This window comes from Buttiauxella izardii (assembly GCF_003601925.1).
Taxonomy (GTDB): Bacteria; Pseudomonadota; Gammaproteobacteria; order Enterobacterales; family Enterobacteriaceae; genus Buttiauxella; species Buttiauxella izardii.
The window spans coordinates 46,863-60,119 of sequence record NZ_QZWH01000045.1 but is presented as its reverse complement, the minus strand read 5'-3'; the positions used below and the strand labels follow the sequence as shown (position 1 = coordinate 60,119).

Here is a 13,257-nt window from a genome sequence, read left to right as displayed (position 1 = left end):
CTCACCCCAGCCCTCTCCCCCAGGAGAGGGAGAAAAGGAAGTCCCCTCTCCCCCAGCAGAGGGAGGAAAGGAAGTTCCCTCTCCCTCAGCAGAGGGAGGAAAGAAAGTTCCCTCTCCCTCAGGGAGAGGGTTAGGGTGAGGGTTGTTTATCAGGACTTAGTCGATTGCTCGAAGCGACGCAGCAGTTGATTACCACGCTCAACCGCGCTGTCTAACGCTTGCTGAGGGGTTTTCTTACCGGTCCATACCGATTCCAGTTCTTCATCCACAATGGTACGAATCTGCGGCATGTTGCCCAGACGCAGACCTTTGGTGAACGGCAATGGTGGCTTGTTCATCATCTGGCGCGTGGCGATGTCAGCCCCTGGATTTTTCTCGTAGAAGCCTTGTTCACGCGTCAGGTCGTAAGCGGCTTTGGTGATCGGTAGATAACCGGTTTTCTGGTGCCATTCGGCGGCGATTTCAGGCTGCGCAAGGAACTGCATAAACTCGGCAACGCCTTTGTAAGTCGCCGCGTCTTTGCCCTGCATCACCCACAAACTCGCCCCGCCGATAATGGCGTTTTGCGGCGCGTTTGGAATGGTTGAATCGTAAGGCATCATGCCCACGCCGTAGTTGAATTTGGCGTAGTGGCGGATATCAGCCAGCGAGCCCGACGAGGCGGTGGTAATCGCGCAATCGCCGTTGTAGAACTTCTCGGTGGATTCGTCTTTACGACCGAAATAACTGAAATCGCCCTTCTTGTTCAACTCTTCCAGCAGCGCGATGTGTTTGACTTGCTCAGGCTTGTTGAATTCCAGAACCGCATCAGTGCCATCGAAACCATTGTTTTTGGTGGCAACCGGCAGGCCATTCCAGGCACTGAAGTTTTCAATTTGAATCCAGCCCTGCCAGCCGCTGGCGTAGCCGCACTTCATACCTGCCGCTTTCAGTTTGGCGGTGTATTCAGCCAGATCCTGCCAGGTTTTTGGTGGCTGGTCCGGGTTCAGGCCGGCTTTCTTAAAGGCGTCTTTGTTGTAATACAAAACTGGCGTGGAGCTGTTAAACGGCTGGGAAAGCAGATGCCCGGTTTTCGCATCGGTGTAGTACCCGGAAACCGTCGGCACAAACTGGGATTCGTCGAACTTAATACCCGCATCGTTAAACACTTCGTAGACCGGTTTGATTGCCTTCGAGGCCATCATGGTCGCGGTGCCGACTTCATAAACCTGCAAAATCGCGGGCGCGTTGCCCGAACGGAAAGCCGCAATCCCTGCCGCCAGGTTTTGTTCGTAGTTGCCTTTATAAACCGGGACAATTTTGTAGTCAGGATGCGTCTGGTTAAAACGTTGAGCCAGCGAATCGACTTCTTTGCCCAGTTCGCCTTCCATCGAGTGCCAGAATGGAATGGAGGTGGCAGCGATGGCGCTACTGCTAAATACGCATCCAAGCGCCAGGCAAATTGCTGTGTGTCGTAATGATGCCGTCATGTCTTATTTCCCTGCGGGTTAGTCATTAGTTAACTGCGCGAAAACACGCGTTTTTGTTCGCATCAAAACATGACATGCGCGAATGACAGAAAAATAACCGGGAGGTGACAGGATCGTTACGATGAAGTGAAGGAATTATGACCGACGGAAAAATGTCATAAAAAAAGGAGCCAAAAAGGCTCCTTCATATTCAAGCGATAATTTACCCGCCGAGATAGGCGCTGCGTACCGCTTCGTTCGCCAGCAGTGCGTCGCCGGTATCTTCCAGAACGACGTGGCCGTTTTCCAGCACGTAGCCACGGTCGGCGAGTTTCAGCGCCTGGTTGGCGTTTTGCTCGACGAGGAAGATGGTCATGCCTTCGCTGCGCAGTTGCTCAATGGTGTCGAAAATCTGCTGAATGATGATTGGCGCAAGGCCGAGCGACGGCTCATCCAACAGCAGCAGGCGCGGCTGGCTCATCAGCGCACGGCCAATCGCCAGCATCTGCTGTTCACCGCCGGACATGGTGCCCGCACGTTGGATGCGGCGCTCATGCAGGCGCGGGAACAGTTCGTAAACGCGTTGGATGCGTTCGTGATACTGGTCGCGCTCGGCGAAGAATCCGCCCATTGCCAGGTTTTCTTCCACTGTCATGCGGGAAAAAACGCGGCGGCCTTCCGGCACAATCGCGACCGCTTCACGCATGATGCGCGCGGTGTGCCAGTCGGTAATGTCTTTGCCATCAAAAGTAATTTTGCCGCTGGACGCGCGCGGGTCGCCGCACAGTGTTCCGAGCAGCGTGGTTTTACCCGCGCCGTTCGCGCCAATCAGGGTGACGATTTCGCCCTGTTTGATGTGCAGACTGACTTCATGAAGCGCCTGGATTTTTCCGTAGTGGGCGCTCACATGGTCAAAGGACAACATGATATTTTCCATCTTACGCCTCTCCCAAATAGGCACGGATTACGTCAGGGTTATTACGGATTTGCTCCGGTGTGCCGTTCGCAAGCGGCGTCCCCTGGTTTACCACGTAAATCCTGTCAGAAATGCCCATCACCAGTTTCATGTCGTGTTCGATTAACAGCACGGTGGTGTTGTGATGGTTACGCAACTCCATGATTAACTCATCGAGCTCATGCGTTTCTTTCGGGTTAAGGCCAGCAGCCGGTTCGTCCAGCATCAAAATTTCCGGCAGAGTCACCATGCAGCGTGCAATTTCAAGACGGCGTTGATCGCCATACGCGAGGTTGCTCGCCTGGCGGTTAGCCTGCTCAAGCAAACCAATGCGATCCAGCCAGGTCGCCGCGCGGTCGAGCGCTTCGCTTTGTGAACGGCGGAAAGCAGGCGTTTTCAGCAAACCGGAGAACACGCCGGTTTTGAGCTGCATATGCTGGGCGACCAGCAGGTTTTCAATGACCGTCATTTCGCGGAACAGACGCACGTGCTGGAAAGTCCGCACCACGCCCATACGCGCGATTTGTTGCCCTGGCAGCCCTTCAAGGTGTTGGTCGCGCAACATAATCGTGCCGCCTGTCGGTTTGTAGAAACCGGTCAGGCAGTTAAAAACGGTGGTTTTACCGGCACCGTTGGGGCCGATTAACGAAACAATTTCTTGCGGATGCAGTTCCAGAGAAACATTGTTTACGGCGAGCAGGCCGCCGAAACGCATCATCAGGCCGTCTACGGATAACAATGGCTGACTCATGCCTGCTCTCCTTTGATTTGTTCCACTTTCTCTTTTTTCAGCTTCAACTGCGGGCGCGTCATTGGCAGCAGGCCTTGCGGACGCCAAATCATCATCAGCACCATCAAGCCACCGAGCACCAACATGCTGTATTCGTTCAAGTCACGCATCAATTCGCGTGAAACCACCAGCAGCACGGCGGCGAGGATAACGGCAAACTGCGAGCCCATCCCACCCAGCACCACAATCGCCAGTACGAAGGCCGATTCGGCGAAGGTGAAGGATTCCGGGCTGACAAAGCCCTGGCGTGCGGCGAACAGCGTACCGGCGAAGCCTGCAAACGCGGCGCTGATGGTGAATGCGGTCAGCTTGATGCGTGTTGGGTTCAGGCCCAATGAACGGCAGGCAATTTCATCTTCACGCAGCGCTTCCCACGCACGACCCAGCGGCATACGCAGCAAACGGTTAATCACAAACAGCGACAACACAACCAGCAAAAGCGCGACCAGGTAGAGGAAGATAATCCTGTCGCCGGGGTTATACGCGACGTTAAAGAAGTTGCTGAAGGTGTCCCAACCGCCCTCACGCGCGCTACGGCTGAACTCCAGGCCAAACAGGGTTGGCTTTGGAATCTGGCTGATGCCGTTCGGGCCACCAGTGATTTCGGTGTTGTTAAGCAGCAGGATACGGACTATTTCACCGAAACCCAGCGTCACAATCGCCAGGTAGTCACCTCGCAGACGCAAGACCGGGAAGCCGAGCAGGAAGCCTGCCGCCGCCGAAACCAGTCCCGCGATTGGCAGGCAAGTCCAGAAACCCAGGCCGTAATAGTGGTTCAGCAGCGCAAAGGTGTACGCGCCAATGGCATAGAAACCGCCGTAGCCCAGAACCAGCAAGCCGGACAAACCGACCACCACGTTCAGGCCGAGGCCTAAGATGATGTAAATCATGGTTAGCGTGGCGATGTCGACCGTACCGCGCGAAACCACAAACGGCCAAGCCACGGCAAGCACCAGCAACGCCAGCAGGAACAGTTTTTGTTTAGGTGTGGAACCGTCTAACGCAGGCAGCACAAACTTCGGCCCGGAGACTTTTTTCATGCCTTTCTGGAATGCAGGTCGCAATAACTGGAAGACGAAGACAATCGCCGTGCCAATCAGAACCCATTCCCAGCGCACGGTTTCGGCGCTGTGTACCACAAGTTTAGTGCCATCGAGACTCAGCTGAACGCCCATAAAGACGCCCGCCAGCACGAAAAATATCGCCGCTGAAAGCAGCGCAAGAACAACATGCATCGGTTTCATACTTTTTCTACCTCCGGACGGCCCAGGATACCGGTTGGCATAACCAACAGCACCACGATGAGCAGAGCAAAGGAGACAACATCTTTATATTCAGTGCTCAGATAAGCCGAGGTCAGCGCTTCTGCGACACCTAAAATCAGGCCGCCAATCATCGCACCAGGAATGCTGCCGATACCGCCAAGAACCGCTGCGGTGAAGGCTTTCATCCCGGCCATAAAGCCGATGTACGGGTTGATTACGCCGTAGAATTGGCCGAGCAAGACGCCCGCCACTGCGGCCATTGCCGCACCAATTACGAACGTCAGGGAGATTACGCGGTCAGTGTTAATGCCGAGCAGACTCGCCATTTTCAAATCTTCTGCACACGCACGGCAGGCACGGCCCATGCGGGAATAGCGGATGAAAAGCGTCAACGCGAGCATGGCAAGGAACGTCACCACCCAAATCACCAACTGCATCGTCGTGATGGTTGCGGTGAAGCTTTCGCTAGAACCGACTACCCACTGGCCGTTGAACAGGCTTGGCAGCGCGATATCGCGCGAACCTTCCGTCAGGCTGACGTAGTTTTGCAGGAAGATGGACATCCCGATGGCAGAGATCAGGGCAATCAGACGTTTAGAGTTACGCACCGGTTTATAAGCGACGCGTTCAATACTCCAGCCGTAGGCGCTTGCGATGATAATTGCGCCAATAAAGCCAGCACCGACCAGCATCCAGCCCACATCAATGCCCAGCATCATCAGTGCGGCGATGATCATGAACGAGACGTAGCTGCCGATCATATACACCTCGCCGTGGGCGAAGTTGATCATGCCGATAATGCCGTAAACCATGGTGTAACCGATGGCAATCAGCGCGTAAGTACTGCCCAGCGTGACGCCGTTAAACATCTGTTGCAGGAAGTAGAGGAACTGCTCGGACATACAATAACCTTATTTATTCCCCCTCCGACGCATAGCCGCCGGAGAGGAGGGATGACCCAGAATTGCCGCTACTATTTCGCCACTGAAGACGAACCGTCGGCATGCCACTGGAAGACTCCAAAATCAAATCCCTTCAGATCGCCTTTCTCATCCCAGTTCAGCGGCCCAATCACGGTTTTCGCACCGTTTGCTTTCAAATCTTTGACTAAATCAGCAGGCTCTTCGCTGCCGGTGCGCTCAAGTGCTGTCGCCAGGGACTGCACCGCGGCGTAAGTGATCCACACATATGGGCCACTCGGGTCTTTCTTCTCAGCTTTCAGCTCGTCAACGATAACTTTGTTCGCTGGATCCTGGTCATAGCGTTTTGGCATAGTCACTAACATGCCTTCGCCCGCTTTGCCCGCGATGTTGGACAGCGAAGCGTTACCCACACCTTCTGGCCCCATGAACTGAGTTTTCAGGCCAACAGCACGCGCCTGGCGCAGGATCTGGCCCATTTCCGGGTAGTAGCCGCCGTAGTAAACGAAGTCGATATTTTCTTTTTGCAGACGCGCCACCAGCGTGGAGAAGTCTTTATCGCCCGCGGTGATGCCGTCGAAGAAGACGATGTTCGCGCCGCCTTTTTTCAGGCCGTCCTGTACAGAACGCGCCAGGCCTTCACCGTATTGCTGCTTATCATGAATGATAGCGATGCGCTGCGGCTTAACGGTTTCCAGAATGTATTTAGATGCCGTCGGGCCCTGGGAAGAATCCAGGCCAGCGGTACGCATAATCATTTTGTAGCCGCGAGCAGTCAGCTCCGGGTTAGTCGCACCCGGGGTGATCATCAGGATGCCTTCGTCTTCGTAGATATCAGACGCGGGCTGAGTTGAAGAGGAGCAGAGGTGGCCGATAACATAGCGCACACCGTCGTTAATGATTTTGTTGGCAACCGCAACGGCTTGTTTCGGGTCACAAGCATCGTCATATTCAACCGCGACAAGTTTGTCACCTTTGATGCCGCCTTTAGCGTTGATGTCTTTGATCGCCTGGCGAGCACCGTTAAATTCCATGTCGCCCCACTGCGCGACCGGGCCAGACATGGCACCAACAACCGCAACTTTGATATCAGCTGCTGTTGCCGCGTGAGACACCGCCAGCGCAATAACCCCAGCGAGTAATGTCTTCGCGTTCATTTTCATAGATCCAATTCCTGTTCGTGATTTGTGGTTTTATTTTGGCGAAAAAACAAACTGCGCGCTTTTTAGCCTTTAACCATTTTTATGAGCGCCTTTAAGGGCTTAGCGTTAAAATTTACAATTTTTAAGGCTAAACTCTCTATTTTTCAGGCTATTAAGCAAAGATATTATTCTGTATTTGCTTAGAGTTAAACAAAAAAAAGCAGCTTTTTCAGCATAAAATAGCGATACAAAGAGCGGAATAAATCACTAGGATTTAGCGTTTTATACTGACCATTTTTCAATCTGCCATTTATCGAGCTGGCATATGTTTGACGTAAAAATTAATCGTCTGGGATATGACAGATAAAAGAGAAAGCGTCTGGCGCAAATAAATTGGTTACACTCGGTGTTTTCCCGCTTTTTGGTTAGCTCGCTTATGAAACTCACCATCATTCGTCTGTTTGAGTGTAGTGCCCAGGATGAAATCGATCTCGCTAAGATCTGGCCGGAATATTCCAGCGCTTCGCTTACGCTTAGTGAGAGCCACAGAATTTATGCTGCAAAATTTAACGACCGACTGCTGGGCGCGGTGCGCGTCACGCTGGCAGGAACGGAGGGAGCGCTGGATTCGTTGCGGGTGCGCGAAATCACCCGCCGCCGGGGCGTGGGGCAATATTTAGTCGAAGAAATGATTCGTGATAACCCGGAAATCACCGGATGGTGGATGAGCGACGCGGGAGTAGATGACCGCGACGTGATGAATGAATTTATGCAAGCGGTAGGGTTTAGGGTTCAGAGTGGGGGTTGGGGTAAATAAAATTGCCCTCACCCCGGCCCTCTCCCACGGGAGAGGGAGAAAACCGAGCGATCCCCTCTCCTGGGGGAGAGGGTTAGGGTGAGGGGGTTAAAACTTATTTAGCGTCAGTCGCAGTGCCGTTCGCATGCCACGTAAACACGCCGAACTCAAAGCCTTTCAGGTCGCCTTTCTCATCCCAGCTCAATGGCCCCATTACGGTTTCAACCGTTGCGCCTTTCAGATATTTAGCGATTTCAGCAGGCTCTTCTGACTTGTTCAGGCCAGCCGCCAGCGATTGCAACGCTGCGTAAGTGGTCCACACAAACGCGCCGCTTGGATCTTGTTTCTTGGCTTTGATTGCATCTACAACTGGTTTGTTCGCAGGAACCTGGTCGTAGTTCTTAGGCTTAGTCACTAACAGGCCTTCGGCAGATTCGCCAGCGATGTTAGACAGTGAAACGTTCGCCACACCTTCTGGGCCCATGAACTGAGTTTTCAGACCTGCCGCACGAGACTGACGCAGGATCTGGCCCATTTCCGGGTGATAGCCACCGTAGTAAACGAAGTCGATGTTTTCTTTCTTCAGACGCGCGACCAGCGTGGAGAAATCTTTCTCGCCTGCGGTAATACCGTCAAAGAACACCACGTTCGCGCCGCCTTTTTTCAGGTTGTCCTGAACGGAACGCGCCAGGCCTTCGCCGTACTGTTGTTTGTCATGGATAACCGCGATGTTTTTCGGTTTCACATGGTCAAGGATGTATTTCGCCGCAGTTGGGCCTTGATCAGAGTCCAGGCCGGTGGTGCGCATCGTCAATTTGTAACCACGGGAAGTCAGTTCTGGCGCTGTCGCCGCAGGAGTGATCATCAGAATACCTTCGTCTTCGTAGATATCAGACGCAGGCTGAGTGGAAGAAGAACACAGATGGCCGATCACGTATTTGATGCCATCGTTAACCACTTTGTTGGCGACGGCTACCGCTTGTTTCGGGTCACAAGCATCGTCATATTTGGTGATAACCAGTTTGTCACCTTTGATGCCGCCTTTGGCATTAATATCTGCAACCGCTTGTTCTGCACCGGTAAATTCCTGGTCGCCATACTGCGCAACCGGGCCAGACATCGCCCCAACGACCGCGACTTTGATATCCTTCGCAAATGCTGCGTTGCTCATCGCAAGTGCAATACAACCAGCCAATAACGCTTTGCCCTTCATGTTCATCCTGAGAATCCCCATTCTTGTTGTGATTGGTATTTGTTGTGTTGTTTTGGCACGGTTTTATTTTTGATTTACGAATACCGCGTGTGCCTTCGCCGCACTCAGAGTTAAAAACATACCCGAATTTGCGGTTTTTGGAATAACAATTTTTTCACAATAAGAATGGGAAAGTGACAGGCATAAAAAAACCGCCCCGGAAGGCGGTTTTTTATCTGACGAAAGAACTTACGCTTCGATGGCCATGCGCAGTTTTTTCATCGCGTTCTTTTCAAGCTGGCGCACACGCTCGGCGGAAACGCCATAACGGTCAGCCAGTTCTTGCAGCGTGCTCTTGTTGTCTTCGTCGAGCCAACGGGCACGGATAATATCCTGGCTACGTTCATCCAGACCTAACATGGCATCGCTGAGTTTATCAGCGGCGTGCGATTCCCAGTTGTCATCTTCAATGCCGTCGGCAAAGTTAGAAGACTTATCCTGCAAGAATAGCACTGGTGCCATTGGCGCGCTGTCTGAATCGTCGTCGTTGCCCATGTCGAACGTCATGTCCTGCGCCGCCATGCGAGATTCCATCTCACGGACATCTTTGCTGGAAACACCCAGCTCGTTGGCGACCATTTCAACTTCGTCCTGGTTGAACCAACCCAGACGTTGTTTAGTTTTACGCAGGTTAAAGAACAACTTACGTTGTGCTTTAGTGGTTGCCACTTTCACAATACGCCAGTTACGCAGAACGTATTCGTGAATTTCAGCTTTGATCCAGTGAACGGCGAACGACACCAGACGGACACCCACTTCCGGGTTAAAGCGGCGCACCGCTTTCATCAGGCCGATATTACCTTCCTGAATCAAGTCAGCCTGCGGCAAGCCATAGCCCGAGTAATTACGAGCGATATGAACAACAAAGCGCAGGTGAGACAGGATCAGCCTTTTCGCTGCTTCCAGATCGCCCTGGTAATGCAGCTTTTCAGCAAGCTCCTTCTCTTCCTCAGCCGTCAACATCGGCCAGGAGTTAGCGGCCCGGATATAAGATTCCAGGTTACCAACAGGGGCTAAAGCTAAATTTTGCATTTCTTTGGTCATTCAAACCCTCTCTTAGAGACTAACGTACAGGTTGCTACACAGTGCACACCTGACTCCACGTCAAGCGCCAAACCGTACCACTCACAGTAAACTCAGACAGTGATGTTATCCACAAGTTCCGTGTAAAGCTGTGCATAGATTGCACACAAAATGTGACAGAGCTATGAAACTTGGCAGGAGAAACACTAACCGAGGTGGGAGCGAGTCCCCTGCTGATAGGTACTTCAGTAGCAGGGGACTAGTATATCAAAAAATTTTTACTCTGGGGTAAAACGACGTAAATGTTGTACTGTTGCAATCCACGCAGCCAACCAGCCGCTCATTGATGCCACCAGCAGCAACAGCAGACATTCGTCGAAACCTAAGCCCGTCAAATCGAACTTAGTGCCAAACACTTGCGCCACTTGAGTGACCGCAGATGATAAGCGCCACACCAGAATTTCAGTCAAAATCAGCGACAAAAACGCACCGCTAAAACCTAACAACGCACCGCCGTACAAGAATGGGCGCAGAATAAATCCATCCGTTGCACCAATGAGTTTCTGCACGTTGATGGTGTCGCGGCGGGCAAAAATGCTCAAGCGCACACTGTTACCGATCACCAGGAATACAGCGGCAACCATCAGCACGCCAATCATGGCGGCAACACGCCCCACAAGGCCGGTCAGCGAGGCAAGACGCGCAAACCAGCTGTCATCCATGCGCACTTCATCAACACCGTTAATACGCGCTACGCGATCGCGCAAAGTGTTCAGGTGGTCGGTGGTTTGGAAATCGAGTTTCGGATTCACCACCGCAACGGCTGGCAGCGGGTTTTCTTCCAGCATATCCAGCGCGCCGCCAAAGCCCGACCAGTTGCGGAATTCGCCCAGCGCTTCATCACGGGATAAATAGTTAACTTTATCAACGCCCTCTTCCGCTTGAATCGCGCCTACCACTTGCTGCGCGGCGTTGTCGTCCAGCGCTTTATCGAGGTAAACGGTGATTTGCGGCGAAGGGTAATATTGGGTGGCGGCCTGGTTTACGTTTTTGTAAACCATGTAGCACACGCTAGGCAGCGTCAGGGAAATGGCGATAACCATCACCGTCAAAAATGTGGCTATCGGCTTGCTGCGTAAGTCCTGTAAAGCCCCCTGCCAGGCGTAACGGAACTGTTCGTTCACGCCACCTTTAAGGGATTTGCTTTTCGATTGAGGTCCTTTGCCGCGTTTTTTCACCGAGCGGCCTAAATCCCCTAACTTATTCAGCGAGTTGATTTTATCCAGCTTGTTGCTGAAACGCTTTATGTGATTGAGCGCGCTGCGTTTATTCACCTGCCAGGCCTCCATGCAAATGGCCGTCACTTAACGTCAACATGCGATAATTACGGCGGGATATCAGGCTCATGTCGTGCGTTGCCATCAGAACCGTTACGCCTACACGGTTAAACTCTTCGAACAGACGCAAAATCCCTTCTGAGAGCGCATCGTCGAGGTTACCAGTGGGTTCATCCGCCAGCAAAACAGCGGGCTTATTCACCACCGCGCGGGCAATACCCACGCGCTGTTGTTCACCGCCAGAGAGTTGGATCGGGAGGTTTTTCGCTTTATCGAGCAGGCCGACCTTATCCAGCGCCGCTGACACGCGGCGGCGAATGTCTTCACCGCTGGCACCCGCGATGATCAGCGGGATCGCCACGTTGTCGTACACGGTTCTGTCCATCAACAAATGGTGATCCTGGAAGATCATCCCAATCTGGCGACGCAGGAACGGCACTTCGCGGCTCTTGAGGCGGCTAATATCATGGCCGCTAAAAGAGATCTTCCCGGCGCTTGGCCGCTCAATACCGCAGATAAGCTTGAGCAGGGTACTTTTCCCCGCGCCTGAGTGGCCGGTCAGAAAAGCCATCTCGCCAGGTTGCATATGGAAGGTGACTCCCTGCAACGCTTGTCTCCCACCGAGATAGGCCTTACTAACGTGTTCAAAGCGAATCATGGTTAATCCTCTCGGGCAAAAAGTGCCTCAATAAAATCGCCCGCATTAAACGGACGCAAGTCCTCAATACGCTCGCCGACGCCAATGTAGCGAATCGGAATACCAAACTGATCGGCAACGGAGAAAATCACGCCGCCTTTGGCTGTACCATCCAGTTTGGTTAGCGTAATGCCTGTCAATCCAACGGCTTCATGGAACAATTTAGCCTGGCTAATCGCATTTTGCCCAGTGCTCGCATCGAGAGTGAGCATAACTTCATGCGGTGCATCGACGTCCAGCTTTTTCATGACGCGGACGATTTTCTTCAACTCTTCCATCAAGTGCGCTTTGTTCTGTAAACGCCCGGCGGTATCCGCCAGAAGAACATCGACATTGCGCGCTTTCGCCGCCTGAATGGCATCGAAAATGACGGATGCGGAATCCGCACCGGTATGCTGCGCAATCACTGGAATATCATTGCGCTGGCCCCAAACCTGCAATTGCTCAACCGCTGCGGCACGGAACGTATCGCCCGCTGCCAGCATGACGGATTTGCCTTCCTGCTGGAACTGACGAGCCATTTTACCGATGGTGGTGGTTTTACCCACGCCGTTGACGCCAACCATCAGGATAACAAACGGGGTTTTCCCTTCGACTTTCAGCGGCTCATCGACTTTCGCCAGGATTTCGCCCATCTCTTCTTTCAGCAGACCGTATAACGCTTCCGCATCACGCAGATCTTTACGGCTCGCGCCTTCTGTCAGATTGGCGATGATTTTACGCGTGGTTTCAACGCCAACATCGGCAATCAGCAACTGCTCTTCAAGTTCTTCAAACAGATCATCGTCGATTTTCTTGCCGCGGAACAGACTGATAAATCCGGAACCGAGGTTCTGTTTGGTTTTAACCAGGCTGCGTTTGAGGCGGGCGAAGAAACCTTCTTTGGTTGGGCGCTCTTGTTCTTGCTGAGGTTGTTCTTGCTGGATTTCTTCTGCTGGCGTTTCTTCCGGTTCTTCGACGATAGCCGCAGCAACCGGAGTTTCTTCAACCAGCACTTCTTCAACCTGTACTTCTTCAAGGACAACGACTTCTTCGGCTTCGGCAACAACAGGCTCGACTTCCGGCTGCCACTCTTCTGGCTGCGTTTCAGCTTCTGGAGCTAACTCTTCCGGAATTGGCAATTCTTCGTGTTCTACGACAACTTGCGCGCTAACTTCAGGTTCATTAACAACAGGTTCATTAACAACAGGTTCGGGTTCTGTAACGACGGGTTCCGGTTCCGGAATAATTTCTGGTTCGACCGCCGCCGCTTCGCTCTCAACAAGCTTTTCGGTGACTTCAACAATTTCTTCTGCGAAGACTTCTGGCTCATCACGTAAAACATGCGCGACAGGCTCTTCTTCAGTCAGAATTTCTGGCTGAATTTCAGGCTTAGTCTCTTCTGGCTGTGCAGTTTCTTCAATCGCTTGCGGCTGTTCAGCTTCAATATTCTGCTCAACAACTTCTTCCGCAACCGGTTGTTCTTCAGCTAATTTTTGTTCTGTTTCTTGTTCAGAAGCCTGCTCTTTCTGGCCAAAGCCTAGCCATGAAAAAAAGCCACGTTTTTTCTCTTTCGCCATTTGCGAACACACTCCTCGCTGTTAATTCATGGCACAGGCCCGATTCGGCTTGCCACGGGCACTGAAAATAATT

Annotated in this window: 12 protein-coding genes; 1 reads left to right on the top strand and 11 read right to left on the bottom strand. The window is 52.6% G+C overall.

Features of this window, described 5'->3' with window-relative positions:
* Window positions 1-149: 149 nt before the first annotated feature.
* From ugpB to livK, 6 genes are all read right to left on the bottom strand, one after another.
* Entirely contained in the window at window positions 150-1,469 is a 1,320-nt protein-coding gene (ugpB, locus tag D6029_RS18090) for a sn-glycerol-3-phosphate ABC transporter substrate-binding protein UgpB (protein WP_064514633.1), read from the bottom strand.
* Between the two features lie 202 nt (window positions 1,470-1,671).
* Window positions 1,672-2,385 (bottom strand): high-affinity branched-chain amino acid ABC transporter ATP-binding protein LivF, encoded by a 714-nt coding sequence (livF, locus tag D6029_RS18085; protein WP_120066125.1) that lies wholly within the window; start codon window positions 2,383-2,385, stop codon window positions 1,672-1,674.
* Window position 2,386: 1 nt separating this feature from the next.
* Window positions 2,387-3,154 carry a high-affinity branched-chain amino acid ABC transporter ATP-binding protein LivG gene (gene livG, locus D6029_RS18080; protein ID WP_120066124.1) on the bottom strand — a complete coding sequence of 256 codons (768 nt, stop codon included), beginning with the start codon at window positions 3,152-3,154 and terminating at the stop codon, window positions 2,387-2,389.
* Complete coding sequence (locus D6029_RS18075) at window positions 3,151-4,437, bottom strand: high-affinity branched-chain amino acid ABC transporter permease LivM (protein WP_120066123.1); 1,287 nt, start codon at window positions 4,435-4,437, stop codon at window positions 3,151-3,153. Before D6029_RS18075 ends, livG begins: the two co-directional genes overlap by 4 nt.
* On the bottom strand, window positions 4,434-5,360 hold the full coding sequence (gene livH / locus D6029_RS18070) for a high-affinity branched-chain amino acid ABC transporter permease LivH (protein ID WP_120066122.1): 927 nt from the start codon (window positions 5,358-5,360) through the stop codon (window positions 4,434-4,436). Before livH ends, D6029_RS18075 begins: the two co-directional genes overlap by 4 nt.
* 71 nt (window positions 5,361-5,431) lie before the next feature.
* Complete coding sequence (livK, locus tag D6029_RS18065) at window positions 5,432-6,541, bottom strand: high-affinity branched-chain amino acid ABC transporter substrate-binding protein LivK (RefSeq protein WP_120066121.1); 1,110 nt, start codon at window positions 6,539-6,541, stop codon at window positions 5,432-5,434.
* A 415-nt stretch (window positions 6,542-6,956) separates the two neighbouring features.
* Here livK and panM point away from each other — a divergent pair, with 415 nt between their 5' ends.
* Entirely contained in the window at window positions 6,957-7,337 is a 381-nt protein-coding gene (panM, locus tag D6029_RS18060; RefSeq protein WP_120066120.1) for an aspartate 1-decarboxylase autocleavage activator PanM, read from the top strand.
* Between the two features lie 94 nt (window positions 7,338-7,431).
* Here the strand turns inward: panM and D6029_RS18055 are convergent, their stop codons facing one another.
* The 5 genes from D6029_RS18055 to ftsY all read right to left on the bottom strand — a co-directional run bounded on the left by D6029_RS18055 (window position 7,432) and on the right by ftsY (window position 13,184).
* Window positions 7,432-8,535, bottom strand: a complete 1,104-nt coding sequence (locus D6029_RS18055; RefSeq protein ID WP_120066119.1) for a branched-chain amino acid ABC transporter substrate-binding protein — start codon at window positions 8,533-8,535, stop codon at window positions 7,432-7,434.
* 222 nt (window positions 8,536-8,757) lie between these two features.
* Window positions 8,758-9,612, bottom strand: a complete 855-nt coding sequence (rpoH, locus tag D6029_RS18050) for an RNA polymerase sigma factor RpoH (protein WP_034499532.1) — start codon at window positions 9,610-9,612, stop codon at window positions 8,758-8,760.
* A gap of 257 nt (window positions 9,613-9,869) precedes the next feature.
* Window positions 9,870-10,925 carry a permease-like cell division protein FtsX gene (gene ftsX, locus D6029_RS18045; protein WP_120066129.1) on the bottom strand — a complete coding sequence of 352 codons (1,056 nt, stop codon included), beginning with the start codon at window positions 10,923-10,925 and terminating at the stop codon, window positions 9,870-9,872.
* Window positions 10,918-11,586 (bottom strand): cell division ATP-binding protein FtsE, encoded by a 669-nt coding sequence (gene ftsE, locus D6029_RS18040; RefSeq protein WP_120066118.1) that lies wholly within the window; start codon window positions 11,584-11,586, stop codon window positions 10,918-10,920. The genes ftsX and ftsE overlap by 8 nt, the downstream gene beginning before the upstream one ends.
* 2 nt (window positions 11,587-11,588) lie before the next feature.
* The gene (gene ftsY, locus D6029_RS18035) at window positions 11,589-13,184 is read right to left on the bottom strand and encodes a signal recognition particle-docking protein FtsY (RefSeq protein WP_120066117.1); all 1,596 of its coding nucleotides are present in this window, start codon (window positions 13,182-13,184) and stop codon (window positions 11,589-11,591) included.
* Window positions 13,185-13,257 lie beyond the last annotated feature (73 nt).

Excerpts from the sequence above, each read along its gene's own strand:
- ugpB (WP_064514633.1), bottom strand. The coding sequence starts at position 1,469 with ATGACGGCATCATTACGACACACAGCAATTTGCCTGGCGCTTGGATGC.
- livF (WP_120066125.1), bottom strand. The coding sequence starts at position 2,385 with ATGGAAAATATCATGTTGTCCTTTGACCATGTGAGCGCCCACTACGGA.
- livG (WP_120066124.1), bottom strand. The coding sequence starts at position 3,154 with ATGAGTCAGCCATTGTTATCCGTAGACGGCCTGATGATGCGTTTCGGC.
- D6029_RS18075 (WP_120066123.1), bottom strand. The coding sequence starts at position 4,437 with ATGAAACCGATGCATGTTGTTCTTGCGCTGCTTTCAGCGGCGATATTT.
- livH (WP_120066122.1), bottom strand. The coding sequence starts at position 5,360 with ATGTCCGAGCAGTTCCTCTACTTCCTGCAACAGATGTTTAACGGCGTC.
- livK (WP_120066121.1), bottom strand. The coding sequence starts at position 6,541 with ATGAAAATGAACGCGAAGACATTACTCGCTGGGGTTATTGCGCTGGCG.
- panM (WP_120066120.1), top strand. The coding sequence starts at position 6,957 with ATGAAACTCACCATCATTCGTCTGTTTGAGTGTAGTGCCCAGGATGAA.
- D6029_RS18055 (WP_120066119.1), bottom strand. The coding sequence starts at position 8,535 with ATGAACATGAAGGGCAAAGCGTTATTGGCTGGTTGTATTGCACTTGCG.
- rpoH (WP_034499532.1), bottom strand. The coding sequence starts at position 9,612 with ATGACCAAAGAAATGCAAAATTTAGCTTTAGCCCCTGTTGGTAACCTG.
- ftsE (WP_120066118.1), bottom strand. The coding sequence starts at position 11,586 with ATGATTCGCTTTGAACACGTTAGTAAGGCCTATCTCGGTGGGAGACAA.
- ftsY (WP_120066117.1), bottom strand. The coding sequence starts at position 13,184 with ATGGCGAAAGAGAAAAAACGTGGCTTTTTTTCATGGCTAGGCTTTGGC.